The 12,123-nt window shown below is 52.4% G+C and carries 14 protein-coding genes; 4 read left to right on the top strand and 10 right to left on the bottom strand.

Features of this window, described 5'->3' with window-relative positions; translation table 11 throughout:
- Window positions 1–6 precede the first annotated feature (6 nt).
- A complete protein-coding gene (locus HGO41_RS20105; protein ID WP_013577235.1) occupies window positions 7–1,425 on the top strand; it encodes a glutamate synthase small subunit in 1,419 nt (472 codons plus the stop codon).
- A gap of 163 nt (window positions 1,426–1,588) precedes the next feature.
- Here HGO41_RS20105 and sspB read toward each other — a convergent pair whose 3' ends face one another.
- The 5 genes from sspB to zapE form a co-directional block, all read right to left on the bottom strand.
- On the bottom strand, window positions 1,589–2,083 hold the full coding sequence (gene sspB / locus HGO41_RS20100) for a ClpXP protease specificity-enhancing factor (protein WP_013577236.1): 495 nt from the start codon (window positions 2,081–2,083) through the stop codon (window positions 1,589–1,591).
- A 3-nt stretch (window positions 2,084–2,086) separates the two neighbouring features.
- Window positions 2,087–2,728 (bottom strand): stringent starvation protein SspA, encoded by a 642-nt coding sequence (gene sspA, locus HGO41_RS20095; RefSeq protein ID WP_013577237.1) that lies wholly within the window; start codon window positions 2,726–2,728, stop codon window positions 2,087–2,089.
- 334 nt (window positions 2,729–3,062) lie between these two features.
- The gene (gene rpsI, locus HGO41_RS20090; RefSeq protein WP_013577238.1) at window positions 3,063–3,455 is read right to left on the bottom strand and encodes a 30S ribosomal protein S9; all 393 of its coding nucleotides are present in this window, start codon (window positions 3,453–3,455) and stop codon (window positions 3,063–3,065) included.
- A gap of 16 nt (window positions 3,456–3,471) precedes the next feature.
- A complete protein-coding gene (rplM, locus tag HGO41_RS20085) occupies window positions 3,472–3,900 on the bottom strand; it encodes a 50S ribosomal protein L13 (protein WP_013577239.1) in 429 nt (142 codons plus the stop codon).
- A 318-nt stretch (window positions 3,901–4,218) separates the two neighbouring features.
- Window positions 4,219–5,358: a cell division protein ZapE gene (zapE, locus tag HGO41_RS20080; protein WP_112151046.1), complete on the bottom strand. Its 1,140-nt coding sequence runs from the start codon at window positions 5,356–5,358 to the stop codon at window positions 4,219–4,221.
- Between the two features lie 285 nt (window positions 5,359–5,643).
- Here zapE and zapG point away from each other — a divergent pair, with 285 nt between their 5' ends.
- The 3 genes from zapG (at window position 5,644) to degS (ending at window position 8,722) form a co-directional block, all read left to right on the top strand.
- A complete protein-coding gene (zapG, locus tag HGO41_RS20075; protein ID WP_013577242.1) occupies window positions 5,644–6,045 on the top strand; it encodes a Z-ring associated protein ZapG in 402 nt (133 codons plus the stop codon).
- Window positions 6,046–6,199: 154 nt separating this feature from the next.
- On the top strand, window positions 6,200–7,567 hold the full coding sequence (gene degQ, locus HGO41_RS20070) for a serine endoprotease DegQ (RefSeq protein WP_013577243.1): 1,368 nt from the start codon (window positions 6,200–6,202) through the stop codon (window positions 7,565–7,567).
- A gap of 87 nt (window positions 7,568–7,654) precedes the next feature.
- Window positions 7,655–8,722 (top strand): outer membrane-stress sensor serine endopeptidase DegS, encoded by a 1,068-nt coding sequence (gene degS, locus HGO41_RS20065; protein WP_037035040.1) that lies wholly within the window; start codon window positions 7,655–7,657, stop codon window positions 8,720–8,722.
- 96 nt (window positions 8,723–8,818) lie between these two features.
- Here the strand turns inward: degS and murA are convergent, their stop codons facing one another.
- From murA to mlaD, 5 genes are all read right to left on the bottom strand, one after another.
- Window positions 8,819–10,078, bottom strand: a complete 1,260-nt coding sequence (gene murA, locus HGO41_RS20060) for a UDP-N-acetylglucosamine 1-carboxyvinyltransferase (RefSeq protein WP_013577245.1) — start codon at window positions 10,076–10,078, stop codon at window positions 8,819–8,821.
- A gap of 67 nt (window positions 10,079–10,145) precedes the next feature.
- Window positions 10,146–10,400 (bottom strand): BolA family iron metabolism protein IbaG, encoded by a 255-nt coding sequence (gene ibaG / locus HGO41_RS20055; protein WP_013577246.1) that lies wholly within the window; start codon window positions 10,398–10,400, stop codon window positions 10,146–10,148.
- A 168-nt stretch (window positions 10,401–10,568) separates the two neighbouring features.
- Window positions 10,569–10,883, bottom strand: coding sequence for a lipid asymmetry maintenance protein MlaB (mlaB, locus tag HGO41_RS20050; protein WP_013577247.1), 315 nt, complete (start codon window positions 10,881–10,883; stop codon window positions 10,569–10,571).
- Window positions 10,880–11,515 (bottom strand): phospholipid-binding protein MlaC, encoded by a 636-nt coding sequence (mlaC, locus tag HGO41_RS20045; RefSeq protein WP_013577248.1) that lies wholly within the window; start codon window positions 11,513–11,515, stop codon window positions 10,880–10,882. The genes mlaB and mlaC overlap by 4 nt, the downstream gene beginning before the upstream one ends.
- 41 nt (window positions 11,516–11,556) lie before the next feature.
- Complete coding sequence (mlaD, locus tag HGO41_RS20040; RefSeq protein ID WP_013577249.1) at window positions 11,557–12,123, bottom strand: outer membrane lipid asymmetry maintenance protein MlaD; 567 nt, start codon at window positions 12,121–12,123, stop codon at window positions 11,557–11,559.

Raw genomic sequence — 12,123 nt, 5'->3', positions numbered from 1 at the left:
GTTAAGATGAGTCAAAACGTTTATCAATTTGTCGACCTGCAGCGTGTTGATCCGCCTAAGAAAGCGCTGAAGATCCGCAAAATTGAGTTTGTGGAAATTTACGAGCCGTTCTCAGCAACGCAGGCCGCATCACAGGCTGACCGCTGCCTGTCCTGCGGTAACCCTTACTGCGAATGGAAATGCCCGGTTCACAACTACATTCCGAACTGGCTGAAGCTGGCGAACGAAGGTCGCATCATGGAAGCAGCCGACCTCGCGCATCAGACTAACAGCCTGCCGGAAGTCTGCGGGCGCGTTTGTCCGCAGGACAGACTGTGCGAAGGCTCCTGTACCCTGAACGATGAGTTCGGTGCAGTGACCATCGGTAACATCGAACGCTACATCAACGATAAAGCGATCGAGATGGGCTGGCGTCCGGATATGTCTCACGTGCAGCCAACCGGCAAACGCGTGGCGATCATCGGCGCAGGCCCGGCAGGTCTGGCTTGTGCAGACGTCCTGACCCGTAACGGTGTGAAAGCGGTGGTTTACGATCGCCATCCGGAAATCGGCGGCCTGCTGACTTTCGGTATTCCGGCCTTCAAGCTGGAAAAATCAGTGATGACCAAGCGTCGCGAAATCTTCACTGAGATGGGTATCGAATTCCAGCTCAATACCGAAGTCGGCAAAGATATCACTATTGATGCGCTGCTGGCGGAATACGATTCTGTATTCCTCGGCGTTGGCACCTATCAGTCCATGCGCGGTGGCCTGGCGAACGAAGATGCGCCGGGCGTGTACGATGCCCTGCCGTTCCTCATCGCTAACACCAAGCAACTGATGGGCTACGATGACAGCCAGGAAGAACCTTACGTGACGATGGATAAGAAACGCGTCGTGGTGCTGGGCGGTGGTGATACCGCAATGGACTGCGTGCGTACCTCGATTCGTCAGGGCGCAACGCATGTAACCTGTGCGTACCGTCGTGATGAAGAGAACATGCCGGGCTCGCGTCGTGAAGTGAAGAATGCGCGTGAAGAAGGTGTGGATTTCAAATTCAACCTGCAACCGCTGAGCATCGAGCTGAATGATTCAGGCCGCGTATGCGGCGTGCGTATGGCGCGTACCGAACTGGGCGCTCCGGATGCCCATGGCCGCCGTCGTGCAGAAATCGTGGCCGGTTCCGAACATGTGATGGAAGCTGATGCCGTGGTGATGGCATTTGGTTTCCGCCCTCACAAAATGGAATGGCTGGCAGCCCATGACGTTGAGCTGGACTCTCAGGGACGCATCGTTGCCCCTGAAGGCAGCGACAACGCCTTCCAGACCAGCAATCCGAAAATCTTCGCGGGTGGCGATGCAGTTCGCGGTTCTGATCTGGTGGTGACAGCGATTGCTGAAGGCCGCAAGGCCGCAGAAGGCATCATGAACTTCCTCGAAGTCTGATCCGGCGGGGCATCAAAACGGGGCTGCCAGCGATGGCAGCCCCGTTGTTTTTTTAATCGTATGCAATCTGCACTGGCGAAAAGAGGCGGCGGCGTATTTAAGGCAATAAAAAACCCCACGTAACAACGCAGGGTTTAAGCATGAAGCCGGATTGAGCGGGTTGTTATTTCACAACACGCAATGCCGGGCGACCACCGCGAGGCGGTGTCGGCGGCTCATCATCCGGATCTTCTTCAGCCACATCCGGCAAATCACCATCAATGACTGACATGGTCGGTTCTGTCGGCTCATCAGCGCTCAGGTCACCGTCAAAGGCACCTTCGGCTTCATAAGCAGGTTCAGGTTCGAACATGGTACCGGCACCGTTTTCACGGGCATAAATTGCCAGAACAGCAGCAATCGGTACAAACACGTTACGCGGTACGCCACCAAAACGGGCGTTAAAGCGTACGTCATCATTACCCAGTTCGAGATTGCCGACAGCACGCGGCGCAACGTTCAGAACAATTTGTCCGTCACGCGCAAACTCCATCGGCACCATCACGCCAGGCATCGTCACGTCAACCACCAGATGCGGGGTTAACTGGTTGTCCAGCAACCAGTCATAAAAAGCCCGCAGCAGATAGGGGCGACGCGGAGACATGTCGGTCATCTCCATACCTTAACCTCGGGTATGCAAACGCATTTCGCGCTCTGCTTCGGTCAGGGAAGCCAGGAAAGCATCACGTTCGAAGACGCGGGTCATGTAGCCTTTCAGCTCTTTCGAACCGGTACCTGACAATTCAATGCCCAGCTCTGGCAAACGCCACAACAGCGGAGCCAGGTAGCAATCGACCAGACTGAACTCTTCGCTTTTGAAATAAGGCATGTACGAGAAGATTGGCGCAATCGCCAGCAGCTCTTCACGCAGTTGCTTACGTGCAGCGTCCGCTTCAGTCGCAGAACCTTGCTCGATTTGACGCATCAGCGAATACCAGTCATTTTCGATGCGGTGCATCATCAGACGGCTCTCACCACGGGCAACCGGATAAACCGGCATCAGCGGCGGATGCGGGAAGCGCTCATCAAGATATTCCATGATGATGCGGGATTCAAACAGGGTCAGCTCACGATCAACCAGTGTCGGTACAGTGCGGTAAGGGTTGAGGTCAATAAGATCCTGCGGCAGGTGATCCATCTCAACCTGCTCGATCTCGACACTGACACCTTTTTCCGCCAGTACGATACGTACCTGATGGCTAAAAATGTCGGTCGGGCCGGAAAACAGCGTCATTACCGAACGTTTGTTGGCAGCGACAGCCATGAAAACCTCCAAGTTTATCTAGAATATTACAGCGAGTTATCGCCAGCCTGCAGTTTTTGTCCCGTAGTTTCATAGACAACCATCGGCAAGGCGAACCCAGCCAGGAAGCGCGGCAACGTCAACTGCTCGGCGAACAGGCACAAAAGTGTGTGATAGTTTACCAGATTTTACGCAGGCTGTGGGGGACGGTGAGACGATTTCATGGGGAATTGTGTGTCAGGAGATCATTTCCCCTGCAATTACGGAACAAAAGGCATAAAAAAACCCGGTGAAACACCGGGTTTTTGACGCTGATTTTCGTGCCGAAGCACTGTGCTGCGATAGCAGCAGAAAATTAACGCTTGGAGAACTGAGGACGACGACGTGCTTTACGCAGACCGACTTTCTTACGTTCAACCTGACGAGCATCACGAGTAACGAAGCCAGCTTTACGCAGTTCGCCACGAAGATTTTCGTCATATTCCATCAGTGCACGGGTAATACCGTGACGGATAGCACCAGCTTGACCGGAGATACCACCACCTTTAACGGTGATGTACAGGTCGAATTTCTCAACCATGTCGACCAGTTCCAGTGGTTGACGAACTACCATGCGGGCAGTTTCACGACCAAAGTACTGTTCCAGGCTACGCTGGTTAATTACGATGTTACCACTACCCGGTTTGATGAAAACACGAGCGGCGGAGCTTTTGCGGCGACCAGTGCCGTAGTATTGATTTTCAGCCATTGCCTATAATCCCGAATTAAATGTCAAGAACTTGCGGTTGTTGCGCCGCATGAGTGTGCTCGTTACCCGCGTAAACTTTCATTTTACGGTACATTGCACGACCCAACGGGCCCTTTGGCAACATGCCTTTAACCGCGAGCTCGATCACGCGTTCAGGACGGCGAGCGATCATCTCTTCAAAGGTCGCTTGCTTGATACCACCGATGTGGCCGGTGTGATGGTAATAAATCTTGTCGTTACGCTTGTTGCCAGTAACAGCAACTTTTTCTGCGTTCAGAACGATGATGTAATCACCAGTATCAACGTGCGGAGTGTATTCCGCTTTATGTTTGCCACGCAGACGGCGAGCCAGTTCAGTGGCCAGGCGACCTAAGGTCTTGCCGGTAGCGTCAACTACGAACCAGTCACGTTGTACGGTTTCCGGTTTAGCTGTAAAAGTTTTCATTAAAAGCTTACCCAATTAAAGTTACACGTTGGCGAACACCCGAACGCTTACTTGTTTATAAAATAAGTATTTGAGGTTCACACGACCATCGTCCAGCAAACCTACCCCTTCGAATAGCCAATGCTGGCACTTATAAAGTTTCGGGAAAAAAACTTTGTAGTAACGTGGGGTCGCAAGATTATAGAGAAGTCTCCCGCAAAGATCGAACCCTTTTTCGACAAAAAGGAAGATTTACCTCAACGTCTTCTGAGGGTTCGCCATGCAGGCTTTACTGCGCCTTTTTATACCACAGGCTGAGCAAATAATAATCAATTAAAATCACGGCAGATGCGGCCGCCTGAGGTATTCCTCACTCTGCATCTCCTGCAGACGCGAGAGGCAACGCTGATATTCGAATTTCAGCCGTTCCCCCTGATAAATCTCAAACATCGGCACCGCTGCGGAAATCACCAGTTTTACATGGCGCTCATAGAATTCATCGACCAGCGCCAGAAAACGCCGCGCAGCGTTCTCACTGTCTGCGCCCATCACCGGCACATTATGCAGCAGTACACTGTGATAGATTTTCGACAGCGCAATATAATCGAGCTGGCTGCGCGCCTCTTCACATAAGGTATGAAATTCCACCGCCAGCACGCCGTCAACGGCAGCAATGGCCTGCAGCGGACGATGATTCACTTCAAGTACGGGTCTTTCGCCTGCCTCCGCGCCACTGTGATTGCCGGTCAGTTTGCCTAGCATGGAATGCATCGCGTCACTCGTATCAGGGCCAACAGGCGATAACCACAAATTGGCTTGTGTCAGCGTACGCAGACGGTAATCAATGCCGGCATCCACATTCAGCACATCGCAATATTCTTTAATCAGATCAATGGCCGGCAGGAACCGCGCGCGTTGCAGACCGTTGCGGTACAGCAAATCAGGCGGAATGTTCGACGTCGCAATCAGGGTGATACCGCGGGCAAACAGCGCCTGCAGCAACGTCGCCAGCAACATCGCATCGGTAATATCCGAAACAAAAAACTCGTCGAAACAGAGTACGTCCGTTTCCGCTTTGAAGCGGTCAGCAATCACTTCCAGCGGATCTTCCTGCCCCTGAAGCTCCGTCAGTTCTTCATGGACACGCAACATAAAGCGGTGAAAATGCAGGCGAAGCTTACGTTCACCGGGCAGGCTGTGGAAAAACAAATCCATCAGCCAGGTTTTACCGCGCCCCACGCCGCCCCACATATACAGTCCCTGTACTGGTCGCGAAGGGGTTTTCGGCGGAGATTTTGCAAACAAACGGCCCAGCAACCCTCCACGACCGGTGGTCTGAGGCATTGTTGCGGGCTGCGCGGAAAGTGCCTGATAAATCACATCAAGCTTTGCGACAGCCTGTTTCTGAACAGCATCCGCCTGGAATTCACCGGCATCCACAGCGTTCTGATAAAGGAAAAGGGGTGATTGAGATTGCATCTTTGTTAACGTCCCTGAGAAAAAATTTTTATGTTTTTCACGTCGTTTAGCCGCTTTTTTGCCGTGGGTTCGCCGCTTTTCCCGGCTGTCTGTGTATGAAAAAACCAACAGATAGCAGTGATTTTCCCCGCAGGATTCCACTCTGGCAAGGTTAACGGTTATAGTGGAGCTATTGCATGACAAATGCGTGTAACAATTACGTTAAAACCATTGTGTAAAGAAGTTAAGTCATAAAAGTTACGTGAAAAAGCCCTGCGGGACAACGAAGTCAAAATAGGAGTCATTATGACCTGGGAGTATGCACTCATTGGATTAGTGGTCGGTATCGCGATTGGTGCGGTAGCGATGCGCTTTGGTAATCGTAAATTACGTGATCAACAAGTCATGAAAAACGAACTGGAGAAAAGCAAAGCCGAACTCGACGAATACCGTCAGGAACTGGTGGGCCATTTTGCCCGCAGCGCAGAGTTGCTGGATAACATGGCGACTGATTACCGTCAGCTGTATCAGCACATGGCTAAAAGCTCCAACAATTTGCTGCCCGATATGCCCGAGCAAGATAATCCGTTCAACTACCGCCTGACCGGCTCCGAGGCCGATAACGATCAGGTACCGGTGCAAATGCCACGCGATTATTCTGATGGCGCGTCCGGTCTGCTGCGTGGTGAGCGTCCGGTTCGTAAATAACAGACGCCCCTGACCTGCATAACAATCGTTATGCAGGCGTATTTACGGCATATGTCCCGTGCATGTGCCGTTCTCCAGACCCTTCCCGTGCTGTGAATCACCGTTCTATTGTCCATAACTGACGTCCATTACAGAAAGCGAGAGAGTTATCGTGATGAAGAAAAAGTCATTTTTGCTCAGTGTGTTAGCTGTTAGCCTTGGATTAACTTTCGCTTCTGCGCCTATGGCGAATGCCGCTTTACCTACGGAAGTTCAGGGACAACCTTTGCCAAGTCTGGCACCTATGCTGGAAAAAGTATTGCCCGCAGTCGTGGGCGTTCAGGTTTCAGGTACCCAGCCACCCAGTGCGGATGTCCCACCGGAATACAAATTCTTCTTCGGTCAGCAGGACCCGGAACCCAATCAGGGGCCACAGCCTTTTGAAGGGCTGGGTTCAGGCGTTATTATTGATGCCGCCAAAGGCTATGTGCTCACCAACAACCACGTGGTGAATAATGCGGATAAAATCAACGTTCAGCTCAACGATGGCCGTGAATATAAAGCCAGGCTCATCGGCAAAGACGATCAGTCTGATATTGCGGTGATCCAGCTGATTGATGCTAAAAATTTGACACAAATTACGATGGCGGATTCCGACAACCTGCGTGTCGGTGATTTTGCCGTCGCCGTTGGCAATCCGTTTGGGCTTGGCCAGACGGTGACATCCGGCATTGTTTCTGCGCTTGGTCGCAGCGGCCTGAATCTTGAGGGGCTGGAAAACTTTATTCAGACCGATGCGTCGATTAACCGCGGTAACTCCGGGGGCGCATTGCTCGATCTGAAAGGTGAACTGATTGGTATTAACACCGCCATCATTTCCTCTCAGGGTGGCAGCGTCGGTATCGGTTTTGCTATCCCGGCGAACATGGCGAAGAACCTCAGCCATCAGTTGATTGAGTTCGGTGAAGTGAAACGCGGCCTGCTGGGGATCCGCGGCAGTGAAATGACGCCGGAACTGGCGCAGGCATTCAAACTTGACAGCCAGCGCGGCGCTTTCGTCAATGAAGTATTGCCGGATTCTGCAGCGGCGAAAGCCGGTATTAAACCGGGCGACGTACTGATTACCCTGCAGGGGAAAACGCTGAGCAGCTTTGCTGAGTTACGCGCGAAAGTGGGCACCGCAGGTCCGGGCGTCACCATGCAGATTGGTTTGCTGCGCGATGGTAAACCGATGACTGTGAACGTCACGCTGGATAAAAGCCCGGCCGTGGAAGTCAGCATTGAGAAACTCAATCCTGCCTTGCAGGGTGTGACGCTCAGCGATCCGGCGGATAAAAACGCCAAAGGCGTGCATGTCGATGACGTGAAAAAAGGGACGCCCGCTGACCAAATCGGTCTGGAAAAAGACGATGTGATTATCGGTGTAAACCGCGAACCGCTCGAAAATCTGGCCGCTTTCCGCAAAATACTGGAAAGCAAACCTGACCTGATCGCGCTGAGCATCTTGCGTAAAGGGCAAAATATCTACTTATTCATGCCGTAAAGCGTTGAAAATCGGACGCAGGTGCTGCTGCGTCCGATTAACTCATGCTATTCTTCCCTCACTTTTTATCTCGCATCCCATATACCCATGTTTGTTAAGCTATTGAGATCCGCTGTTATCGGCCTGATTGTTGCTGGCATTTTGCTGGCGGCGGTACCTATGTTGCGTAAAAACATCACAGAACCGCTGTTTGACCGAAACTTCACCCAAAACAGCGAAGAACCGGTCAGCTATAACTCAGGCGTCCGCCACGCTGCTCCGGCAGTGGTGAACGTTTATAACCGCAACATGGGTAACAGTTCACAGAACGAACTGGCCATCCGCACACTGGGTTCCGGTGTGATCATGAACGACAATGGTTATATCCTCACCAACAAGCACGTAATCAATAATGCCGATCAGATCATCGTCGCATTGCAGGATGGCCGCGTATTTGAAGCCTTGCTGGTCGGCTCTGACAGCCTGACTGACCTGGCCGTACTGAAAATCAACGCCGGAAATCTGCCGGTGATCCCGATTAATCCACATCGCGCCCCGCATGTCGGTGATGTCGTGATGGCAATTGGTAACCCGTATAACCTCGGTCAGACAGTCACGCAGGGTATTATCAGCGCCACTGGTCGCATTGGCCTCAGCCCGTCAGGCCGCCAGAACTTTCTGCAAACCGATGCATCGATTAACCAGGGTAACTCCGGCGGTGCACTGGTGAATTCGCTGGGTGAGCTGATGGGGATTAATACACTGTCCTTTGACCAAAGTAATGACGGCGCCACACCGGAAGGTATCGGCTTTGCCATCCCGACCGCACTGGCGACAAAAGTCATGGGCAAGCTGATTCGCGATGGCCGGGTTATTCGCGGGTATATCGGAATCAGCGGGCGCGAGGTTTCCCCTCTGCACGGGCCGAATAGCGGACTGGATCATATTCAGGGGATTGTGGTGAATGAAGTCACACCCAATGGCCCGGCGGCTAATGCAGGCATGCAGGTCAGAGACGTGATCGTTAACGTCAACAACAAACCGGCTGTTTCCGCTATCGAGACAATGGATCAGGTCGCAGAGGTTCGTCCGGGTACGGTCATTCCGGTGGAGATTATGCGTGACGGTCAGAAGCTGACCTTGCAGGTGACCGTGCAGGAATATCCTGATCACTGACGATCGCTGAAGACAGCAACGAAAAAGCCGGAAAGGTTTCCCCTTCCGGCTTTTTTATTGCATCAGAAATCGTTTTATTGCATCAAGAGCTACGAATCATTCGCCGTTGAAGCGCTCAATTTTCGCACCCAGCTGACGCAATTTATCTTCGATACGCTCATAGCCACGATCGATGTGATAAATACGGTCAACCACGGTCACCCCCTCGGCAATACAACCCGCCAGAACCAGACTTGCAGAAGCACGTAAATCGGTCGCCATCACCTGAGCGCCAGACAGTTTTTCAACGCCATGACAAATCAGGGTGCTGCCTTCGATTTCAGCATGTGCGCCCATACGGATCAGTTCAGGAATGTGCATGAAACGGTTTTCGAAGATGGTTTCGGTGATCACACCGGTACCCTCTGCCACCAGATTCAGCAAGCTGAACTGCGCCTGCATGTCAGTCGGGAAGCCCGGATGCGGTGCGGTGCGGAAGGTGACGGCTTTAGCCCGTTTGCCATGCATGTCGAGACTGATCCAGTCTTCGCCCACTTCGATATCGGCACCGGCTTCACGCAGTTTTGCCAGTACAGCATCCAGCGTATCAGGACGGGCTTCGCGACAGGTAATCTTGCCACCGGAAATCGCGGCCGCCACCAGGAAGGTGCCGGTTTCGATACGATCGGGGACCACACGGTAAACACCGCCACCCAGACGTGCAACGCCTTCGATGGTGATTTTATCAGTACCCGCACCGGTAATTTTCGCACCCAGCGTATTCAGGAAATTCGCGGTATCGACGATTTCCGGCTCACGCGCGGCGTTTTCAATAATGGTGGTGCCTTCAGCCAATGTCGCTGCGCTCATGATGGTAACGGTCGCACCCACGCTGACTTTATCCATCACGATGTGCGCACCTTTCAGGCGGCCATCGACAGAGGCTTTCACATAACCTTCTTCCAGCACAATGGTCGCGCCCAGCTGTTCCAGACCGGTAATATGCAGGTCAACAGGACGTGCGCCGATAGCACAGCCGCCCGGCAGGGAGACTTCACCGCGACCAAAACGCGCCACCAGCGGGCCAAGAGCCCAGATAGAAGCGCGCATGGTTTTCACCAGGTCATACGGCGCACAAAACTCATTCACCGCACTGGCGTCAACGAAAACAGAACCGTTGCGTTCTATTTTGGTGCCCAGCTGGCTCAGCAGTTTGATGGTGGTATCGATATCTTTCAGATGAGGAACGTTCTGGAGTTCAACAGGTTCTTCAGCAAGCAGTGCGGCAAACAAAATAGGAAGTGCTGCATTTTTTGCACCAGAGATAGTGACTTCACCGCTCAGGCGAGTCCCACCCTGTACACGAAATTTATCCATTATGACTGCTCTCTATTCATTAAAACGACAGGTCAAATACGAGGAAGCTGCCGGAACTCCGGCAGTCTTATAAACCGCTCAGTTTACGGTCACGCGCCCATTCTTCAGGGGTATAAGCCTTAATAGACAGTGCGTGAATTCGATTGTCGGCGATGTATTCCATCAGCGGTGCGTAAACGGTCTGCTGTTTTTTCACGCGGCTCATGCCATCAAACATCGCACCAACGACAATGGCCTGAAAATGACTGCCATCGCCAGTAATGTGGGCTTCGTCCAGTGCCAATGCGTTCATCAGCACGTCTTTAATTTCACTCGTTTCCATAGGGATCTATTCTTCTGAAGAATCATAACAGCCCGATATCTTATAGGGATCGGCGCAATTCTTAAACCACGAAAAAGCCCCTGACGAAGAGTTTCGCACAGGGGCTTTACGGACATTCAGTCAATTATTCACATCCCGCAGCCTAACTCACGGGAACTGCTCATATATTTATTCAACAGAGCAGCCCGTAGTGTCCGACGGAATAATGTCCTGAAGGTTATACAAGGTAATCAGTGTTCTCAGCCTGTCGGTGATGCCCGCAATCGTCAGCGTAATCCCCTGCTGACGGGCTTCCTCGCGTAAATGCACCAGGAAAGCCAGACCGGAAGAATCCACACGCTCCAGCCCGGAAACATCCAGACAGGTCACGCCGGACATCAGCTTTCTGCGCATATCCCAGAATGCCACCAGCGTTTCGCGATCTAACTCACCGTGCAACATCAGTCGCGGCGGCTGCGATTCCCAGCGCAGGGCTTCACTCATTGTTGTTTATCCAGCGTGATCGGCTGAGCAGCGGCTTGTTTCAGACGCGCTGTCAGACCCTCGATACCTTTCTGGCGCAAGATATCTGCCCACTCGTTCTGTTTGGTCGAAATCATGCTGACGCCTTCGGCGATCATGTCATATGCCTGCCATTCGCCTGTGCGGCTGTTTTTACGCCACTGGAAATCCAGACGAACCGGAGGACGACCATTCGGATCGGTAATGGTGACACGGATAGCAATGATATCTTTATCCGCGTAGGACTGCTCTGGTTGCACCGTGTAGCTCTGGCCGTTGTACATCGCCAGCGCCTGACCGTAAGCCTGTTGCAGATAGTCAGAGAACGCCGCGAAATAAGCCTCGCGCTGTGCAGGTGTCGCCTGTTGATAATAGCGGCCTAATACCAGCGCGCCGGCGTATTTGACCTGCACATACGGCAGCAATTCTTCACGAACGATCTGGCGCAGATAGTTAGGATCCTGCTTGATTTTCGGCTGTTCGGTTTTGAGGCGGGTGAAGGTTTTGTTCGCTGCTTCATTCATCACGCTGTAAGGATTGGTCTTGTCCACAGCAGCATTCGCCAGCGGAGCCATAACCACCAACAGTGCAGCGATCACTAAACGTTTAAACATACTTATTTCCTCTTTTATGGAGAATCCGTAATGGCAAATTCTTAATGGGCAGCCGGCTGTGGCGCCGTATTAGCGTCAGGTGCAGGTGCAGCATTCCCTTCAGGCGCAGCAGGAGCCGCCGTTGCGTCAGGGTCAGCCTTGCCGTCGCCACTCTTATAAAGGAACTGGCCAATCAGGTCTTCGAGAACCATCGCTGATTTAGTGTCCTGAATAACGCCGCCGTTTTTAAGGATAGTCGTTCCCATTTCAGGGTCTTCAAAACCAATATTCAACGCCAGGAATTGTTCGCCCAGCAAACCAGACGTGCGGATCGCCAGCGTACTGGTGCTCGGGATCTGGTTGTATTTCTGGTCGATATCCATTTCGACACGTGGGGAATAGTTTTTATCAAGCGTTATGCTGCTGACGCGGCCGATAACCACGCCACCGACTTTGACCGGCGAACCGCTTTTCAGGCCGCCTATATTGTCGAAGTCCGCAGAAATACGGTAAGTCGGGTCGGAGCCGATGGAACGGATGTCGGCCACTTTAAGACACAGGAAGATCACCGCAATCAATGCGATGATTAAAAACGCGCCTACCCAGATTTCACTCTTTTTCGTTTGCAT

This window comes from Rahnella sp. CG8 (assembly GCF_023701875.1).
Lineage (GTDB): Bacteria > Pseudomonadota > Gammaproteobacteria > Enterobacterales > Enterobacteriaceae > Rahnella > Rahnella aceris.
The sequence above is the reverse complement of the archived record's forward strand: the minus strand, read 5'-3'. Positions and strand labels throughout refer to the sequence as shown.